We start from the raw sequence: 19,174 nt of genomic DNA on the forward strand, positions 1-19,174 counted from the left end.
CCGTGTCCGGGACATGAACTTCCCTCAAGTTCCTGAGGCGGATCTTCGTTGCGCTCTACGGTGTGCGCGGGCGGGACCTATGAATTCCATGAATTTCAGGGTGGGGGCGCGTGATTCATGTACGGGACGATAGATGACTTCACCTACGGCTGGGTCACACCGGTGGCGGCGTATCTCATGGCCTGCCTGGGCGCGGCTTTAGGACTGCGCTGCACGGTGCGGGCGCTGACGATGGAGCGCTCGCGGCGGGCCGGCTGGCTCGCGCTCGGCGCGACCGCCATCGGCTCCGGCATCTGGACCATGCACTTCATCGCGATGATGGGCTTCACGGTCCGGGAAGCGCGGATCAACTACGACAAGCCCGTCACCTTCGCAAGCCTCCTGGTGGCGATCGTGGTCGTCGGCATCGGCGTCTTCATCGTCGGTTTCCGGGGCCGTACGGTCCCCGCGCTGCTGGCCGGCGGCACCGTCACCGGTCTCGGCGTCGCGGCCATGCACTACCTGGGCATGGCGGCCATGCGGCTGCACGGCGAGCTGCGCTACGAGCTGCTGACCGTGGGTGAGTCGATCGGCATCGCCGTCCTGGCGGCCACGGCCGCGCTCTGGTGCGCGGTGTCGGTCAAGGGGGCGTACGTGGGCTTCGGCGCCAGCCTCATCATGGGGGTCGCGGTCAGCGCCATGCACTACACGGGGATGGCCGCGCTGAGCGTCGAGATCCAGTCCCATGTCGCGGACGGGTCGGTGGGCGGGTCGGCTCCGGCGGCCATGCTGGCGCCGGTCCTGATCGGCCCCGTGGTCTTCCTGTTCCTGGCGGGGGTGGTGGTGGCGCTCGACCCGCCGTCCGCAGCGGGAGGCAGGGCCCCTGAGCCCGAGCAGTTCAGCGACACGTACCGCCCGTTCGGTTCCGCCGGTCCCGTCGATCCTCTCGGTCCTGTCGCTCCTGTCGGCCCGGACGGGCTGTCAGGAGCCTCCCGCCAGCGCCTTCGTAAACCCCAGCGATGACGTGTCCCGGTCGGCTGACCACATGGACAGCCGGCCGAGGCCCTTCCGGGCGGCGAACGCGGCCAGTTGCGCGGCGTCGGAGACCCTGAAGACCTCGGTGGTGATGTCGTTGACGCCGATCATCGGGGTCACGGCGAGGGTCTGCCAGGCGGCGGTGTCCGACAGGCCGAGGATGCTCTTGAGCTGCGCATGCGCGGCGGTGGCCGCCTGGATCGCGTAGCCGCCCATGTCGCCGGTGTACTCGGATCCGTAGTCCATCGCCATGATGTTGACCGCCGAGATGTCGACACCGTTGGCCTCGGCGTTCTTCAGGAACGCGACGGCGTCGGCCGTCAGGCCGTCCGGCATGGCGGGCAGGGTGAAGGAGATGTCGGGGGTGCGGCCCTCGGCCGTGGCCTCTTTCTGGAGCTGGGCGATGGCTTTCGCGCGGCGGGTGTTGGCGGCGGTGTCGGCCAGCGCGCTGCCCTCGATGTCGAAGTCCGCCTCGGTGAGGTAGTAGCGGTCGATGACGGTCGCGTAGGCGGCGGCCAGTTCGCCGGCGCTGTCGCAGGCAAGGGCGAGTTCGCTGCCGTCCTGGCCGCCGAAGGACACGCCGATGTCGCCGCCGGCCGACCGCAGCCCCGAGATGCGCTTGTCCAGGCTCGGGTTGGCGAGGCCGTCGGTGCCGTCCCACTTGGCGGCGCAGCCGCCTTCGGAGACGACGAAGCCGAGGGTGAAGCGGTCGGTGCCGGTGGCCTCGGCCGTCGCGGCCATGTCGTAGTTCCCGGAGGAGGACACGGCGACATATGGGGCGAAGCTCACACTGTTCGCGGCGTCGGTGGAACTCGCCGACAGCGTCGACGGTGTCGATGAAGTCGGCGACGTACAGGAAGTGCCGCCCCATATCAGCAAGGCGACGATGGCGCCGATCCGCTTTTTCATACCGGCGACACTACCAACACCTCTTGTGAGGATCCCTCATCATAACCGGGGAATCCCTCATTAGAATCCTCATGAAAGAATTTGAGATTTTATGAAGCAATTATCCTGCTAGCATTCCCGCCATGAATTCCAACTCTGGGCGAGCTGCCGCTCGTAGGCGGCGATCAACCGAAGAAGGGCCTGTCTTCGTGGACTCATCCGGGCGACGGGCCCGGATTATCAAGCGGGCCGGTGTGGTAACCGGCATCGCCTGCATCGGTTACGCGGCGGTGCTCGGCGTGGCCTTCGCGGGTGGTACGCCATTCGCTCCGGACACCCTAATTCCGGGCACTAGGTCCAATTCCTTGGCCAAAGCGGAAAAAGTCGAGAATTCTGCGTCCCCGAAGGCGAGTTCGTCGGCGACCGCCACCAGGACCACCCGGCCGCACAAGGCGACGCCTGCCGCGTCCGCGACTGCGTCGGCCGGCACCGTCCAGGCCGCCGACACGTCCGCCGAGGCCACCGGCACGGCCACCTCCTCGGCGTCGGCGAGCGCGAGTGCGAGCACGAGCACGAGCGCGTCCGCGACGAAGTCCGGGGCCACCGCGAGCGCTTCGGCGACCGCCGGCGCCAGTGCTTCGGCCACCCCCAGCGCTTCGGTCACCTCCCCTGGCGGCTATGGCGACGGCGACAGCGGCGGCGACTCCGGCGGCAGCCGTGACGGCAACAGCACCAACGGCGGCGGCTGACCCGCCATGTCGATGACGAGCAGCCCGAACAGAAGGCACGCCGCACCCGGAGCGATCACCAGGGTGGCTTCGGCCGGCCGGCAGGCCGTGCCCAGGCCCCGGGTGGTCATGGCCCTGGTGGCGCTGTTCGCGCTGGTGTGCGTGATGCTCCTGGACGGCTATCTCCACTCGGAGATCGGCAACGACAGCCGGGTGCACGAATCCGGCAGCGCCAGCAGGGTCCCGGACCGCGTGACCGACGGCGGCCCGCTCATCAGCTTCGACTCCAAGGGCACCCCCACCGCCCACGCCATCCCGAAGAAGACCATCGCGCTCACCTTCGACGACGGCCCGGACCCCACCTACACCTCCCAGGTCCTGAAGGTGCTGCGCGAGAACGACGTCCCCGGCACCTTCTTCGTGGTCGGCCAGATGGCGGTCCGCTACCCCGCGCTGATCCGTGAGATGGTCAGCTCCGGCAGCGAGATCGGCGTCCACACCTTCTCCCACGTCGACCTCTCCTACCAGAGCCGGTCCCGCATCGACCGCGAGCTGTCGCAGACCCAGCTCGCCCTGGCCGGCGCCGCCGGGATCACCACCTCGCTCTTCCGGGCCCCGTACTCCTCCGAGACGGACTCGATCGACAACTTCAACTGGCCCGTGTACCGGTACATCGGCTCCAAGGGCTACATCAGCGCCTTCGTCGACACCGACAGCGAGGACTGGAAGAAGCCCGGCGTCGCGAAGATCATCAGCAACGCCACCCCCGAGAACGGCAAGGGCGCCGCCGTCCTCTTCCACGACGCGGGCGGCGACCGCTCGCAGACCGTGGCCGCCCTCGGCACGTACATCAAGCAGATGAAGGCCAAGGGCTACGCCTTCACCACCCTGACCAAGAGCCTCGGTGGCACGTCCACCAACCAGAAGGCCACCGGCGCCCAGCTGTGGCAGGGCCGGGCCTTCGTCTGGGCGGTCGCCCTCGCCGAGGGCACCATGCCGGTCCTGTCCTGGCTGCTGGTCGTCGTCGGGGTCGCCGTCATGGGCCGCTTCGGGATGATGCTGATCCTCGCCCGGCGGCACTACCGGATCCGCAACAAGCGGCGCTTCTCCTGGGGGCGTACGGTCACCGAACCGGTGAGCGTGATCGTGCCCGCGTACAACGAGAAGGAGTGCATCGCCAACACGGTGAACTCGCTCGCCGCCAGCACCCATCCGATCGAGATCATCGTCGTGGACGACGGATCCACCGACGGCACGGCCGACATCGTCGAGGCGATGGGCCTGCCCAACGTACGCGTCGTGCGCCAGGAGAACGCGGGCAAGCCGGCCGCCCTGAACAACGGTGTGCGCAACGCGCGTTACGACATCATCGTCATGATGGACGGCGACACCGTCTTCGAGCCCGACACCGTGCGCCACCTCGTCCAGCCCTTCGCCGACCCGGCGGTGGGCGCGGTCGCCGGCAACGCCAAGGTCGGCAACCGCAACACCGTCATCGGCGCCTGGCAGCACATCGAGTACGTGATGGGCTTCAACCTCGACCGCCGCATGTACGACCTGCTCAACTGCATGCCGACCATCCCCGGCGCCGTCGGCGGCTTCCGCCGCGAGGCGCTGCTGCGGGCAGGCGGCATGAGCGAGGACACCCTTGCCGAGGACACCGACGTCACGATCGCCCTGCACCGGGCCGGCTGGCGCGTGGTCTACCAGGAGCACGCCCGCGCCTGGACCGAGGCCCCGGCCAGCATCGGCCAGCTGTGGCGGCAGCGCTACCGCTGGAGTTACGGCACCATGCAGGCCCTGTGGAAGCACCGCAAGTCCGTCACCGACCGGGGCCCCTCGGGCCGCTTCGGACGCGTCGGCATGCCGCTCGTCGTCCTCTTCCAGATCGTCACCCCGCTGTTCGCACCGCTGATCGACCTCTTCACGATCTACGGAATGATCTTCGTGGACCCGGTGAAGTCGCTGCTCGCCTGGGCCGCCGTACTGGCCGTCCAACTGGTCTGTGCGGCCTACGCGTTCCGCCTGGACCGCGAGAAGTACCGCTACCTGTGGATGATGCCGCTGCAGCAGATCGCCTACCGGCAGCTCATGTACCTCGTGCTGATCCACTCCTCCATCACCGCCCTCACCGGCGGCCGCCTTCGCTGGCAGAAGCTCAAACGCACCGGCGAGGTCGGCACTCCGCAGACCCCGGCAGGTGTCTCATGACCGTCACCACCCCCGCCACGGCTCCGGCTCCAGCTCCCGCTCCCGCGGACGCCGTGCCCCTCACGACCAGGGCGTCCCGCCGCCGCGCGCGCACCGCGCCCGGGGCGGCGACCGGCGGTCGCGACCGCTACCTCGACATCCTGCGCATGTTCGCCATGATCCGCGTCGTCACCTATCACACCTTCGGCTGGGCCTGGCTGAGCCTGGTCTTCCCCTCCATGGGCGTCATGTTCGCCCTCGCCGGCTCACTGATGGCCCGCTCCCTCGGCCGCCCCGCCCTGGGCGTCATCCGAGGCCGCATGCGCAGGCTGCTTCCGCCGCTCTGGGCCTTCGGCATCGTCGTCGTCCTCGCGATGATGGTCCACGGCTGGGCCCCGCCCGAGCACCACATCGGCCGCTGGTGGCTGCGAATGCTGCTGTGGGTGATCCCCATCGGCGATCCGCCCGGCAACGCGTGGGGTGCGCAGGCCACGGACATTCTGTGGTATCTGCGTACGTATCTGTGGTTCGTACTGCTCTCGCCGCTGCTCCTGAAGGCCTTCAGGCTCTCCCGGGGGGTGACGCTGGTCCTGTCGCTGGTCCCGATCGTCGTCATGTCGACGGTCTGGAGCCCGCCGGACGGCCGGATCGGCTCCATCCTCTTCGACCTCGCCACCTTCCTCACCTGCTGGCTGCTCGGATTCGCCCACCGCGACGGCCTCGTCGACCGGCTGCACCCCGGCGTCGTCCTGCTCCTCGCCGCCGCAACGATGGCCTTCGGCGGCTGGTACGGCCTCACCCACCAGTCGGACGGCTCGTACGACCTCAACGAGATCCCGCTCGCCCAGGCGTTCTGGTCGGTCGGCTTCGTCCTGCTGCTGCTCCGCTTCCGGCCGGACATGGACTGGGTGCGCCGGATCAAGCCGCTCGACCGCACCGTCACGATCTTCAACTCGCGGGCCGTCACGATCTACCTCTGGCACGAGATCGCGCTCATCGTCAGCGTCCCCCTGATCGACCTGATGTGGCAGGTGCGGGCCTTCGAGCTGTCGCTGCCGCTGGACAGTATGTGGTTCCAGTTCGGGGTCGCCTGGGTGCTGATCGCCGTCGCGGTTCTCCTGGTCGGCTGGGTCGAGGACGTCGCGGCGAAGAAGCGGCCGAGACTGCTGCCGTAGGGCGCCCGGACCCGATTGTCAGTGGGGGGCCGTACCGTGGGTTCCATGCGGCCCGTATCAGACATCGAACGCACCGTGGCGCCCTTCGAGGTCGTCAGCCCCTTCAATCCCAGCGGTGACCAGCCCACCGCCATCGACGACCTGGAGCGGCGCATCCGCGCCGGCGAACAGGATGTCGTCCTGCTGGGGGCGACCGGCACCGGAAAGTCGGCGACGACGGCGTGGATGGTCGAGCGGCTGCAGCGCCCGACACTGGTGATGGCGCCGAACAAGACACTCGCCGCGCAGCTGGCCAACGAATTCCGCGAGCTGCTTCCGAACAACGCTGTCGAATACTTCGTCTCGTACTACGACTACTACCAGCCCGAGGCGTATGTCCCGCAGACGGACACCTATATCGAGAAGGACTCCTCGATCAACGAGGAGGTCGAGCGGCTCCGCCACTCGGCGACGAATTCCCTGCTCACCCGGCGCGATGTGATCGTCGTCGCGTCCGTGTCCTGCATCTACGGCCTCGGCACGCCGCAGGAATACATCGACCGCATGGTGCGCCTCAAGGTCGGCGACGAGATCGACCGCGACCGGTTGCTGCGCAAGTTCGTCGACATCCAGTACGCCCGCAATGACGTGGCGTTCTCCCGCGGCACATTCCGCGTGCGCGGCGACACCATCGAGATCTTCCCGGTCTACGAGGAGCTCGCCGTCCGCATCGAGATGTTCGGCGACGAGATCGAGGCGCTGTCCACCCTCCACCCGCTCACCGGCGAGGTCATCACCGACGACCAGCAGCTCTACGTGTTCCCGGCCAGCCACTACGTGGCCGGTCCGGAGCGCATGGAGCGGGCCATCGCGGGGATCGAGAAGGAGCTCGAAGGACAGCTCGCGCTCATGGAGAAGCAGGGCAAGCTCCTGGAGGCGCAGCGGCTGCGCATGCGCACGACGTACGACATCGAGATGATGCGGCAGATCGGCACCTGCTCGGGCATCGAGAACTACTCACGCCACATCGACGGCCGCGAGGGCGGCACCGCGCCGGACACCCTCATCGACTACTTCCCGGAGGACTTTCTCCTGGTCATCGACGAGTCGCATGTCACCGTGCCGCAGATCGGCGCGATGTACGAGGGCGACGCCTCCCGCAAGCGCACCCTCGTCGACCACGGCTTCCGGCTGCCGTCCGCACTGGACAACCGGCCGCTGAAGTGGGAGGAGTTCCTCGGGCGGGTCGGCCAGACCGTGTACCTGTCGGCGACCCCGGGCCCGTACGAGCTGTCGCGCGGCGACGGGGTCGTCGAGCAGATCATCCGGCCGACCGGTCTGATCGACCCCGAGGTGGTCGTCAAGCCGACCCAGGGACAGATCGACGACCTGGTGCACGAGATCCGTATCCGCGCCGAGAAGAACGAACGCGTCCTGGTCACCACCCTCACCAAGAAGATGTCCGAGGACCTCACCGACTACATGCTGGAACTGGGCATCCAGGTGCGGTATCTGCACAGTGACATCGACACCCTGCGCCGGGTCGAGCTGCTGCGCGAGCTGCGCGCGGGCGAGTACGACGTGCTGGTGGGCATCAACCTGCTGCGTGAGGGCCTCGACCTGCCCGAGGTGTCGCTGGTGGCGATCCTGGACGCCGACAAGGAGGGCTTCCTGCGCTCGGGGACGTCGCTGATCCAGACCATCGGCCGCGCGGCGCGCAATGTGTCGGGTCAGGTCCACATGTACGCGGACCGGATCACGCCGTCGATGGCCAAGGCCATCGACGAGACCAACCGGCGGCGCGAGAAGCAGATCGCGTACAACACGGAGAACGGCATCGACCCGCAGCCGCTGCGGAAGAAGATCGCCGGGATCATGGACTCCTTCGCTCGTGAGGACGCCGACACCGAGGAGCTGCTCGGCAGCGGCCGGCAGCGCTCGCGGGGCAAGGCGCCGGTGCCGGGCCTGTCGGCGAAGGCGGGCGGCAAGCGCGCGGGGAAGAGCCTGCCGGCGGAGGAGCTGGCGGATCTCATCGGGGAGCTGACCGAGCAGATGCACGCGGCGGCGGCGGAGCTGCAGTTCGAGGTGGCGGCGCGGCTGCGCGACGAGCTGGGGGAGCTGAAGAAGGAGCTGCGCCAGATGAGGGAGGCCGGAATGGCCTGAGCCTGAACCACCGTGCGGTGCTTTCGCGTCTACCCGTAGGGTGCGGGACAACAGCAAACCGCACAGGGCATTTTGGGCGAGAGGGGACAGCGCCGTGACGGTCAACATGACCAAGGGCCAGCAGATCAGCCTGCAGAAGTCCGACGGGGGGACGCTGACGGCGGTGCGGATGGGGCTGGGCTGGCAGGCCGCGCCGCGCCGCGGGCTCTTCGGCAAGCGCACCCAGGAGATCGACCTGGACGCGTCGGCGGTCCTGTTCGCCGACAAGGAGCCGACGGACGTGGTGTTCTTCCAGCACCTCGTCAGCAACGACGGGTCCGTCCGGCACACCGGTGACAACCGGGTCGGCGGGGCGGGCCAGGGTGGCGACGACGAGTCGATCCTGGTCGACCTGCAGCGGGTGCCGGTGCACGTCAACCAGATCGTCTTCACCGTCAACTCCTTCACCGGCCAGACCTTCGGCGAGGTCCAGAACGCTTTCTGCCGACTGGTCGACGAGACCAACGGCCAGGAGCTGGCCCGCTACACCCTCACCGGCGGTGGCCCGCACACCGCGCAGATCATGGCGAAGGTGGAGCGCTCCGGCGGCGGCTGGTCGATGACCGCGATCGGCACCCCGGCCAACGGGCGCACCTTCCAGGACCTGCTGCCGGCCATCGCATCGGCGCTGTAGGACGGCCGGCCATGACCGTCGAGCTGGTACGGGGACAGAACCACCCGCTGCGCGAGACCCGGCTGGAGATCACGGTGTCGGCGGCCACGCCGGTGCTGTCGGGCAGCACGGCGGGGGAGACCCTGCGGCTCGAGCCGCAGGACGCCTGCGTCCACCGCTTCCCCGTCGAACTGGACGCGGTGCCCGCCTCCGAGGAGCGGGTCAGCGTGGTGCTCGCGCTGCCCCCGGGCGTCCGCTTCGGGGCGGTGGCGGCTCCGTATGTGGCCGTCCTGGGCGCCGGCAGCGGTGCGGAGCTGGCGAGCTTCACCATCGAGGGGCTCGGGGACGAGTCCGCGCTGGTCGCCCTTGAGTTCTACCGCAGGCAGGGCGCCTGGAAGGTGCGCGCGGTCGGGCAGGGCTACGCGGGCGGCCTCCCCGAGCTGCTGCGGGACCTGGGCCTGAAACAGCCCGAGCCGAAGCCCGAGCCGGCCTCGCCCGCTGCCCAGCCCTCCGCCCCGCCCGCCTCCGCCCCGCCCGCCTCCGGGCAGCCCGTCGCCGGGGACGCCGGCGGCTGGACCATGGAGGAGCGGCTCTACAACCAGGTCTGGGGGATGTTCGAGGACCTGGCCCGCACCATAGCCGGGTACCGCAGCGCCGTCGGCTTCGCCGAGTCCCGGCTCGACCAGGAGCTGGACCGGGCCCTGGCCGATCCGCGCACCCGGGTCGGCCCGGCCGCCGAGGCCGCCCGCGACCAGGCCATGGCCCGCCACACCGACCTGGTCGACCAGGCCCGTGCCGCCCTGGACCGGGACCTGGCGCAGCTCACCGCCGAGGCCGAGGTGGTCGAGCCCGCGCTGCCGCCCGCCTACGCCGGCTGGGACAGCCCGGTCTGGCACGGCTACGCGGTGCCGGCCGAGCCCTCGATGGCGGTCCGCGTCGGTGAGCTCCATCTGCCCGAGCAGCCGGCACTGCGGATCCCCATGCTCGTACGGCTGCCGCTGGAGCGCGGCCTGTGGGTCGACAGCGCCCAGGACCGGCGGCGCGCCCAGGATGTCGCCGTCGCCCTTGCCACCCGGCTGCTGGCCTCCTACCCGGTCGGCGGCTACGCCCTCCAGATCATCGACCCGTCCGGCTCGGCAGCGGCCGCCCTCGCCCCGCTCGCCGGCTCCGGCGTCCTGCGCGAGCCACCCGCCACGGGAGCCGCCGGGGTGACCACGGTGCTCGGCCGACTGACCGAGCGCGTCGACCTCGTCCAGATGGCCCTTCGGGCCGGCGCCCCCGACGCGCTCCCGCCCGACCTCGACCCCGCCGAACAGCTGCTGATCGTCAACGACTTCCCGTACGGCTTCGACGACCGGGCCATCACCCAGCTCCGCTACCTCGCCGACGAGGGCCCCTCCGCCGGCGTCCACCTCCTCCTGATCGCCGACCGCGAGGACGCCCACGAATACGGTCCCGTCCTCGACCCCCTCTGGCGCTCCCTGCTCCGCCTCACCCCCGTCCCGGACGACCACATGGCCGACCCCTGGGTCGGCCACTCCTGGACGTACGAGCCGCTGCTGCCGCCGCACGGCAGCCAGGTGCTCCCGCTCGTGCTGCGGCAGGTAGCCGCCGCCCGGCAGGCCTATGGAAGCTGACCCCGCCCACCTACCCTCCGCTTGACCATCGCTTTACCAATCCTTGGTCTTTCGTGTACTGTTCTTTACGCGGAGGGGAGTATTCCCGTATCTGCGGCGACCCCGTCATCACGGGCCGAGACGGCCCCGGGGCGCCGGCCCGGCCACTGCGCCCGGGTGGAAGAGACCTCCGGCAGCGACAACGCTGACAGTTGCCGAACCAACCTGCCGGAGGCAAAGCGTGGATGTTTCCTTGACCATGTGGGCCGTGACCATCGCCGGTCTGTGCGCCCTCATCGCCATCGACTTCCTCATCGGGCGCAAACCGCACGACGTATCGATCAAGGAAGCCGGCATCTGGACGGTCGTCTGGATCGCCCTCGCCGCCCTCTTCGGCATCGGCCTGCTGATATTCAGCGGCGGACAGCCGGCCGGTGAGTTCTTCGCGGGCTTCATCACCGAGAAGTCGCTCAGCGTGGACAACCTCTTCGTCTTCGTCCTCATCATGGGCAAGTTCGCGGTCCCCAGCCAGTACCAGCAGCGCGTGCTCCTGGTGGGCGTGCTCATCGCCCTGGTCCTGCGCGCGGTCTTCATCGCCGCCGGCGCCGCGATCATCACCTCCTTCGCCTGGGTCTTCTACATCTTCGGCGCCTTCCTCATCTACACCGCCTGGAAGCTCATCAAGGAAGCCCAGTCCGACGACGGCGACGAGGAGTTCGAGGAGAACAAGCTCCTCAAGGCCGCCGAGCGCCGCCTCGGCGTCGCCGACCGCTACCACGGCACGAAGCTCTTCGTTCAGCAGCACGGCAAGCGCGTCATGACGCCGATGCTCGTCGTCATGCTCGCCATCGGCACCACCGACGTGCTGTTCGCCCTGGACTCGATCCCCGCGATCTTCGGCCTCACCCAGGACCCGTACATCGTCTTCACCGCCAACGCCTTCGCGCTGATGGGCCTGCGCCAGCTCTACTTCCTCATCGGCGGCCTGCTCAAGAAGCTGGTCCACCTCTCCTACGGCCTGTCGGTCATCCTCGGCTTCATCGGCGTCAAGCTCGTGCTGCACGCCCTGCACGAATCCGGCGTCCACGTGCCCGAGATCAGCATCCCCTTCTCCCTGGGCTTCATCGTCCTGGTCCTCGCCGTCACCACGGTGACCAGCCTGCGAGCCTCGAAGAAGCAGGCGGAGCGGGAGCTCGCCGAGGGGCGCGTGGAGCACGCCGAGGTCTGACGGATGCCTCTTCGCCTCCGGGCGGTCCGGGCGGCATGCATTGCCGCCCGGACCGCCCGGTGTTTGTCTGTACGGGGGCTTTCGTCCCGCAATCACGCCCCGTATCGCGTATCGCTGGAGGCACGATGAAGTTCGTCCAGATCATCGACTACGAGACCGAGCAGCCCGACGAGTTCAAGGCGCTCGGTGAGGAACGGCGGCAGGCGGCCGGCGACGCGAACACCGCCACGCGCGGCATGGTGCTGCGGGACCGTGACAACCCCAACCGCTACTACGTGGTCGTCGAATTCGACTCGTACGAGGAAGCGATGCGCAACAGCGAACTCCCCGAGACGCAGAAATTCGCCGAACAGGCCGCGCAGCTCTGCACCCGCCCCACCCGCTTCATCAACTGCGACCTCATCGACGTCATGGAGACGTAGAGGCAGAGGTAGCGGCGGACGTAGCGACCGCCGGCGCCGCGCTGGCCAACTCCCTCCCCGGGTCGGGCAGCGCGGCGAAGCACGCCACGCTCCCCAGCGCGATCGCCGCCACATACAGCGCCACCGGCCAGGGCCCCCCGCCGCCCTCCGCCAGGCGCGTCGCGACGACCGGCGTCAGCGCACCGCCGAGGATCCCGCCCAGGTTGTAGCCCAGAGCGGCGCCCGTGCACCGCACCCGGGGCTCGTACAGCTCCGGCAGATACGCCCCGAGTACCGCGAAAGCCGTGATGAAGGCCAGCAGTTCCGCCGTCGAGCCCAGCGCCATCGCGGCGGCCGAGCCCGTGGCGAGAAGCCCGGCGTACGGGAAGATCACCACCGCCATCGCCCCGGTGCCGGCCAGCGCGAGCCGCCGCCGCCCGAAGCGGTCGCCCAGCATTCCCACCAGCGGTGTGACGGCGCCCTTGACCAGGACGGCCACGAGCACGGCGGCCAGGGCAGTCGTACGCGGCATGCCGAGCGTGCCGGTCGCATATGACAGCGACCACGTGGTGACCGTGTAGAACACGGCATACCCGCCCGCCATGGCCCCCGCCGTCAGCAGCACCAGTCGCCAGTGGCGGCCGAACAGCTCGCCCAGCGGCACCCGCGCCAGCTCCCCGCGTTCGGCCACCCGGGTGAATTCCGGCGTCTCCGGCAGCGCCGCCCGCAGCGCCAGCCCGCCCACCGCCAGCACCCCCGCCGCCCAGAACGGCACCCGCCAGCCCCAGTCCCGGAACGCCGCGTCGCTCAGCCCCGCCGACAGCGCCAGCAGCACCCCGTTGGCCAGTACAAAGCCCGTCGCGGGCCCCGTCTGCGGCAGGCTCGCCCACAGCCCCCGCCGCCCCGGCGGCGCGTGTTCCGCGGCCAGCAGCACCGCGCCGCCCCACTCCCCGCCGAGGCCGAGCCCCTGAAGAAAGCGCAGCGTCACCAGGATCACCGGCGCGGCCGCGCCGATCGTCGCGTACGACGGCACAAACCCGACGGCGGTCGTCGCCAGCCCGGTCAGCAGCAGCGAGCCGACGAGCACCGGCCGCCGCCCGTACCGGTCCCCGACATGCCCGAACACCACCGCCCCGAGGGGCCGGGCCACAAAGCCGACCCCGAAGGTCGCGAACGCCGCCAGCGTCCCGGCGAGCGCCGAGAAGCCGGGGAAGAACAGCGGTCCCAGGACCAGCGCGGCCGCCGTGCCGTAGGCGAAGAAGTCGTAGAACTCGATCGCGGTCCCGGCCGCCGAGGCCGCCGCGATCCGTCCCATCGGAATGCCGGAAGAGGTGTCATCACGCACGTGTGCCCAACGACCGACCCGCCCACCGGTTGCCAGCAGCGCCCCACGGGTGTCACCTGATGAACAGGGCACACGCACACAGAGGAGCTCTCCCCATGAACGCTCACGCAGCCCCCTCCACCCGCCCCCAGCTCCAGCTCCACACCTCCGCCTGGGCGGTCCCCCTCACTCTCGGCGTCGTCTTCGGCGGCTACGCGGCCTTCATCGCCGACAACAACGGCGCCTCCACCACCCGCACCACCCTCATCGCCGTCATCGGCTGCGTCGCCCTCACCGCCGTCTGCTACGCCGTCGGCGCCGCGCGCGCCTCCCTTGCCCGCGAGGCCCGCGCGGCCGCCTTCGGCATCGTCTTCGGCTGCGCCATGGGCTACCTGCTCAGCCTCAGCGGCTACTCCGTACTCAAGGCGAGCCTGGTCGGCGCCACCCTCGGTCTCGCCATGACCGCCGTCAGCCACTACTGGTTCTACCAGCACGAGGCCTGACGGCCCCCTGAGGCCATGGACGCTAAGGGCAGCTCTCCCCGAACTTCACGGCCTTGAACGTCACCGGCTGCCCGAACAGCTTCGTACCCGCCGCCGGAGTCTGCGAGCACACCTGCCAGTTGCTCTCCACCACGATGAACCGGTCCTTCCCCGACGCGTCGTCCACTGTGAGGCTCGTCGACGAATCCAGCGCCGCCCGCGCGGCCTTCACCGACTTCCCCCTGAAGTCCGGCATGCTCCCGCCCGCCTTCACTGCCCCGCTCGCATCCTTCGACGGACACGTCTCCTTCAGCTTCACCGTCCCGAAGTCGATCGTCGTATCCGTCCCAACCCGCTTGCCCGCCGCCGGACTCTGGAAGCAGACCCGCCAGTCCCGGTCCCACAGCTGATTGCGGCCCCGCCCCAGCGAGTCATGCGAGTCCAGACCGTAGAAGCCCAGCTCCTGCGCCTTGTCCTGCGCGGACTGCAGCCCCATCCCCACGAAATCGGGCACGCTCGCGGTGGCCGCCTTGCTGCTCGCCGAACTGGTCGGCGAGCCACTGCCGTCGCTCTTGCTGTCGCTGACCGGCCCGCACGCACTCACGGTGGCGAGCAGTACGGCGATACCGGCCACGGATCGGGTGATGTGCATCCGGCCCCCCAATATGGTGCGTTCGCCCACCGCATGCCCGGACAGGCTCCCGGACATGCCTCAAGAACCGAAGCGGGGCCGTCCCGTTGCCGGGTGGCCCCGCTCGGGTCAGCGGATCACCACCCGCGCTCGCGCCACTCCTCCAGGTGCGGCCGCTCCGCGCCGAGCGTCGTGTCGGAGCCGTGGCCCGGGTAGACCCAGGTCTCGTCGGGGAGGGCGTCGAAGAGCTTGGCCTTGACGTCGCGGTAGAGCGAGGCGAAGCGGTCGGCGTCGCCCTGGGTGTTGCCGACGCCGCCGGGGAAGAGGCAGTCGCCGGTGAAGAGGTGGGGGTGGCCGTGGGGGTCGTCGTAGACGAGGACGATGGAGCCGGGGGTGTGGCCGACGATGTGGCGGGCGGTGAGGGTGACGCGGCCGACGGTGATGGTGTCGCCGTCGTCGACCAGCACGTCCGTGGGGACGGGGATGCCGGCGGCGTCGTGGCGGCCGGCGTAGGTGCGGGCGCCGGTGGTGGTGACGACGGTGGCGAGGGCCTGCCAGTGGTCGCCGTGCTGGTGGGTGGTGACGACGGAGGTGAGGCCGTCGGTGCCGATGACCTCGGCGAGGGTGTGCGGCTCGTTGGCGGCGTCGATGAGCAGCTGCTCGTCGGTGGCGCGGCAGCGCAGCACGTAGGCGTTGTTGTTCATGGGGCCGACGGCGGCCTTGGTGATGATCAGGTCCTTGAGTTCGTGCACGTCGGGCGTGCCGCCGACCTCGACCTCTCCCGTGTAAGGCATGGCGGTCAGCCTAGTGGCGGGAGGACGGGCAGGGGCAGGGCGGGCACGGGGGTGAGGCCTTCGCCCTTGCTGCGGCCGGTGACCCAGGCGAGGAGTGCGGTGCGGGGGCCGCTGACGGTGAGGTCGGGCTCGTTGGCGGCGCCGATGGTCCACTTCTCACCGCTGTCGGTGTCGTGGAGGCGTACGGCGGCGACGCCCTCGTGGCCGGATAGGCCGTCGATGACGTTGGCGAGCTCGCGCACGGCGAAGTCGGCGGGCAGGTCGGCGCAGGTGTAGCCGATGCCGAGGTCGACGTGGTGCAGCAGGACCTCGATGAGGCGGCGGTACGGGATCTCGGCGGCGGCGATGACGCGGCCGGAGCGCATGACGACCTGGGCCGCCCAGGCCTGCGGCGGGGTCTGCTCGACGGCGTAGGCGAGCCGGTCGGCGGAGATCCGCAGCTCGTCGAGGTGCTCGCTCAGCGGTCGTCCGGCGCCGTCCTCGATGTCCTTGTCACGGGACTCCTGGTCGGCGTACTGCGGGGTCTCCTCGCCGGTACGCGCCCAGGTGAGCAGGTTGACGTAGGAGTCGGCGTTGCGGGCGAGGTGGGCCAGGAGGTGGCCGCGGGTCCAGCCGGGCAGCTGCGAGGGCTCGGCGACGGCGGAGGGGGTGAGGGCTGCCACTGATTCGAGCAGTTGTTCGGTGGCTTCCCGTGCGGCGGCCGCATCGCGTGCGGGGTCGGGTCGTTGGACAGACACGGGGGCCTCCCAGGTCGGACCGGGTCGGACGTGACCGACGTCTCGTCAACGACGCTATCGCGCTCCACTCGATCGAGTGAAGATGGCAGGCTTGGCCCGTAAATCGAATGTACGTGCTATAGCCTGGGCGTGGCGCAGTCGGAGGCCCGAAGACCGCGGTTATCCGGAAGAAAGCGCGAAGGTGCCCCGTTACGCTGTCTGGGGGTGCTGCTCCCCGTCCCCCGCTCTATGAAAGGTGCGCACTGGCGTGGCCGATCGACTCACCGTCCGTGGCGCTCGCGAGCACAACCTCAAGAACGTCTCGCTCGACCTCCCACGGGACTCGCTCATCGTCTTCACCGGGCTGTCCGGGTCGGGCAAGTCGTCCCTCGCGTTCGACACGATCTTCGCCGAGGGGCAGCGCCGCTACGTCGAGTCGCTCTCCTCCTACGCCCGGCAGTTCCTGGGCCAGATGGACAAGCCCGACGTCGACTTCATCGAGGGCCTCTCCCCGGCCGTCTCGATCGACCAGAAGTCCACCTCCCGCAACCCCCGCTCGACCGTCGGCACCATCACCGAGGTCTACGACTACCTGCGCCTGCTCTTCGCCCGCATCGGCAAGCCGCACTGTCCCGAGTGCCGCCGCCCCATCTCCCGGCAGTCGCCGCAGGCGATCGTGGACCGGGTGCTGGAGCTGGAGGAGGGCAGCCGCTTCCAGGTGCTGTCCCCGCTGGTACGGGAGCGCAAGGGCGAGTTCGTCGACCTCTTCGCCGACCTGCAGACCAAGGGTTACAGCAGGGCCCGGGTGGACGGCGCGACCGTCCAGCTCACCGAACCGCCCACGCTGAAGAAGCAGGAGAAGCACACCATCGAGGTGGTCATCGACCGCCTCACGGTCAAGGACAGCGCCAAGCGCCGCCTCACCGACTCCGTCGAGACGGCCCTCGGCCTGTCGGGCGGCATGGTGATCCTGGACTTCGTCGATCTGCCCGAGGACGACCCGCAGCGCGAGCGGATGTTCTCCGAGCACCTCTACTGCCCGTACGACGACCTGTCCTTCGAGGAGCTGGAGCCGCGCTCCTTCTCCTTCAACTCGCCCTTCGGCGCCTGCCCCGACTGCACCGGCATCGGCACCCGCATGGAGGTCGACCCCGAGCTGATCATCCCCGACGAGGAGAAGTCCCTCGACGAGGGCGCCATCGCGCCCTGGTCGCTCGGCCACACCCGGGACTACTTCCAGCGCCTCATCGGCGCGCTCGCCGACGAGCTGGGCTTCCGCACCGACATCCCCTGGGCCGGGCTGCCGGTGCGCGCCAGGAAGGCGCTGCTGAACGGGCACAAGACCCAGATCGCCGTCCGCTACAAGAACCGGTACGGGCGCGAGCGCTCCTATACGACCTCCTTCGAGGGGGCGGTGCCCTTCGTTAAGCGGCGGCACTCCGAGTCGGAGTCCGACTCCAGCCGGGAGCGCTTCGAGGGCTATATGCGCGAGGTGCCCTGCCCGACCTGCGAGGGGACCAGGCTCAAGCCGATCGTCCTGGCCGTCACCGTCCAGGACCGCTCCATCGCCGAGGTCGCCGCGATGTCGATCAGCGACTGCGCGGACTTCCTCGGCGCGATGAAGCTCGACGCCCGCGACAAGAAGATCGCCGAGCGGGTCCTCAAGGAGGTCAACGAGCGGCTGACCTTCCTGGTCGACGTCGGCCTGGACTACCTCTCCCTCAACCGCGCGTCCGGCACCCTGTCCGGCGGCGAGGCCCAGCGCATCCGGCTCGCCACCCAGATCGGCTCCGGGCTGGTGGGCGTGCTCTATGTGCTCGACGAGCCCTCCATCGGCCTCCACCAGCGCGACAACCACCGGCTCATCGAGACCCTCGTCCGGCTCCGCGACCTCGGCAACACCCTCATCGTCGTCGAGCACGACGAGGACACCATCAAGACCGCCGACTGGGTCGTCGACATCGGCCCCGGCGCCGGCGAGCACGGCGGCAAGGTCGTCCACAGCGGCTCCCTGAAGGACCTGCTGGCCAACGAGGAGTCGCTCACCGGCCAGTACCTCTCCGGCAAGCGGGCCATCCCCACCCCCGACGTACGACGGCCGATCGACCGCGCCCGCCGGCTGACCGTGCACGGCGCGCGCGAGCACAACCTCCAGGACATCGACGTCTCCTTCCCGCTCGGCGTCTTCACCGCGGTCACGGGCGTCTCCGGCTCCGGCAAGTCCACGCTGGTCAACGACATCCTCTACACCCACCTCGCCCGTGAGCTGAACGGCGCGCGCTCCGTCCCCGGCCGCCACACCCGCGTCGACGGCGACGACCTGGTCGACAAGGTCGTGCATGTGGACCAGTCGCCGATCGGCCGCACCCCCCGCTCCAACCCGGCCACGTACACCGGTGTCTTCGACCATGTGCGCAAGCTCTTCGCCGAGACCATGGAGGCGAAGGTCCGCGGATACCTCCCCGGGCGCTTCTCCTTCAACGTCAAGGGCGGTCGCTGCGAGAACTGCTCCGGCGACGGCACGATCAAGATCGAGATGAACTTCCTCCCGGATGTGTACGTCCCGTGCGAGGTCTGCCACGGCGCGCGCTACAACCGCGAGACCCTCGAAGTGCACTACAAGGGCAAGTCCATCGCCGAGGTCCTGGACATGCCGATCGAGGAGGGCCTGGCCTTCTTCGAGGCCGTGCCGACCATCGCCCGGCATCTGCGCACGCTGAACGAGGTCGGGCTGGGCTATGTCCGGCTCGGGCAGTCCGCGCCCACCCTGTCGGGCGGCGAGGCGCAGCGCGTGAAGCTCGCGAGCGAGCTGCAGAAGCGGTCGACCGGGCGGACGGTCTACGTCCTCGACGAGCCGACCACCGGCCTCCACTTCGAGGACATCAGCAAGCTCATCAGGGTGCTCTCCGGGCTCGTCGACAAGGGCAACACCGTGATCGTCATCGAGCACAACCTCGATGTCATCAAAACCGCCGACTGGGTCGTCGACATGGGCCCCGAGGGCGGCAGCGGCGGCGGGCTCGTCGTAGCCGAAGGCACACCCGAGCAGATCGCGGGCGTCGGCGCCAGCCACACCGGAAAGTTCCTGCGGGACATCCTGGGCGCGGACCGGGTCTCCGACGCCCCGCCGCTGCGGAAGCCCGCGGCGCGTAAGCGGGCGGCCGCCAAGCGCTGACCTCGAAGCCCTCGTGCG

At 69.6% G+C, this 19,174-nt stretch carries 16 protein-coding genes; 10 read left to right on the top strand and 6 right to left on the bottom strand.

Annotated elements, in window-relative coordinates; all coding sequences use genetic code 11:
* Window positions 1–117: 117 nt before the first annotated feature.
* Complete coding sequence (locus tag OG607_RS35460) at window positions 118–1,002, top strand: MHYT domain-containing protein (protein WP_405732344.1); 885 nt, start codon at window positions 118–120, stop codon at window positions 1,000–1,002.
* On the opposite strand, the gene OG607_RS35465 is transcribed toward OG607_RS35460, so the two are convergent.
* Window positions 961–1,923, bottom strand: a complete 963-nt coding sequence (locus OG607_RS35465) for a chitinase (RefSeq protein ID WP_405732347.1) — start codon at window positions 1,921–1,923, stop codon at window positions 961–963. The genes OG607_RS35460 and OG607_RS35465 overlap by 42 nt on opposite strands.
* A gap of 259 nt (window positions 1,924–2,182) precedes the next feature.
* Window positions 2,183–2,566 carry a hypothetical protein gene (locus tag OG607_RS35470; RefSeq protein ID WP_405732349.1) on the bottom strand — a complete coding sequence of 128 codons (384 nt, stop codon included), beginning with the start codon at window positions 2,564–2,566 and terminating at the stop codon, window positions 2,183–2,185.
* Between the two features lie 91 nt (window positions 2,567–2,657).
* Here OG607_RS35470 and OG607_RS35475 point away from each other — a divergent pair, with 91 nt between their 5' ends.
* From OG607_RS35475 to OG607_RS35505, 7 genes are all read left to right on the top strand, one after another.
* Window positions 2,658–4,841, top strand: a complete 2,184-nt coding sequence (locus OG607_RS35475; RefSeq protein ID WP_405732352.1) for a bifunctional polysaccharide deacetylase/glycosyltransferase family 2 protein — start codon at window positions 2,658–2,660, stop codon at window positions 4,839–4,841.
* Window positions 4,838–5,995, top strand: a complete 1,158-nt coding sequence (locus OG607_RS35480) for an acyltransferase (RefSeq protein WP_405732354.1) — start codon at window positions 4,838–4,840, stop codon at window positions 5,993–5,995. The genes OG607_RS35475 and OG607_RS35480 overlap by 4 nt, the downstream gene beginning before the upstream one ends.
* A 45-nt stretch (window positions 5,996–6,040) precedes the next feature.
* On the top strand, window positions 6,041–8,137 hold the full coding sequence (uvrB, locus tag OG607_RS35485) for an excinuclease ABC subunit UvrB (RefSeq protein WP_405732357.1): 2,097 nt from the start codon (window positions 6,041–6,043) through the stop codon (window positions 8,135–8,137).
* A 94-nt stretch (window positions 8,138–8,231) separates the two neighbouring features.
* The gene (locus OG607_RS35490) at window positions 8,232–8,810 is read left to right on the top strand and encodes a TerD family protein (protein ID WP_405732359.1); all 579 of its coding nucleotides are present in this window, start codon (window positions 8,232–8,234) and stop codon (window positions 8,808–8,810) included.
* A gap of 11 nt (window positions 8,811–8,821) precedes the next feature.
* Entirely contained in the window at window positions 8,822–10,426 is a 1,605-nt protein-coding gene (locus OG607_RS35495) for a TerD family protein (RefSeq protein ID WP_405732362.1), read from the top strand.
* A gap of 220 nt (window positions 10,427–10,646) precedes the next feature.
* Window positions 10,647–11,633 (top strand): TerC family protein, encoded by a 987-nt coding sequence (locus OG607_RS35500; RefSeq protein ID WP_405732365.1) that lies wholly within the window; start codon window positions 10,647–10,649, stop codon window positions 11,631–11,633.
* Between the two features lie 125 nt (window positions 11,634–11,758).
* Window positions 11,759–12,055, top strand: coding sequence for a hypothetical protein (locus tag OG607_RS35505; protein ID WP_405732367.1), 297 nt, complete (start codon window positions 11,759–11,761; stop codon window positions 12,053–12,055).
* On the opposite strand, the gene OG607_RS35510 is transcribed toward OG607_RS35505, so the two are convergent.
* Window positions 12,042–13,349 carry an MFS transporter gene (locus OG607_RS35510; RefSeq protein ID WP_405732370.1) on the bottom strand — a complete coding sequence of 436 codons (1,308 nt, stop codon included), beginning with the start codon at window positions 13,347–13,349 and terminating at the stop codon, window positions 12,042–12,044. The two genes, OG607_RS35505 and OG607_RS35510, sit on opposite strands and share 14 nt — an antisense overlap.
* A 125-nt stretch (window positions 13,350–13,474) precedes the next feature.
* On the opposite strand from OG607_RS35510, the gene OG607_RS35515 reads away from it, so the two are divergent.
* Entirely contained in the window at window positions 13,475–13,861 is a 387-nt protein-coding gene (locus OG607_RS35515; RefSeq protein ID WP_405732373.1) for a hypothetical protein, read from the top strand.
* Between the two features lie 22 nt (window positions 13,862–13,883).
* On the opposite strand, the gene OG607_RS35520 is transcribed toward OG607_RS35515, so the two are convergent.
* The 3 genes from OG607_RS35520 to OG607_RS35530 form a co-directional block, all read right to left on the bottom strand.
* The gene (locus OG607_RS35520; protein ID WP_405732376.1) at window positions 13,884–14,492 is read right to left on the bottom strand and encodes a PASTA domain-containing protein; all 609 of its coding nucleotides are present in this window, start codon (window positions 14,490–14,492) and stop codon (window positions 13,884–13,886) included.
* Between the two features lie 116 nt (window positions 14,493–14,608).
* Complete coding sequence (locus OG607_RS35525) at window positions 14,609–15,265, bottom strand: MBL fold metallo-hydrolase (protein WP_405732379.1); 657 nt, start codon at window positions 15,263–15,265, stop codon at window positions 14,609–14,611.
* A 5-nt stretch (window positions 15,266–15,270) separates the two neighbouring features.
* Window positions 15,271–16,002: a maleylpyruvate isomerase family mycothiol-dependent enzyme gene (locus OG607_RS35530; RefSeq protein WP_405732382.1), complete on the bottom strand. Its 732-nt coding sequence runs from the start codon at window positions 16,000–16,002 to the stop codon at window positions 15,271–15,273.
* Window positions 16,003–16,249: 247 nt separating this feature from the next.
* Here OG607_RS35530 and uvrA point away from each other — a divergent pair, with 247 nt between their 5' ends.
* Complete coding sequence (gene uvrA / locus OG607_RS35535) at window positions 16,250–19,156, top strand: excinuclease ABC subunit UvrA (RefSeq protein ID WP_405732385.1); 2,907 nt, start codon at window positions 16,250–16,252, stop codon at window positions 19,154–19,156.
* The last annotated feature ends 18 nt before the right edge of the window (window positions 19,157–19,174 follow it).

Source organism: Streptomyces sp. NBC_01537, from assembly GCF_045040445.1.
Taxonomy (GTDB): Bacteria; Actinomycetota; Actinomycetes; order Streptomycetales; family Streptomycetaceae; genus Actinacidiphila.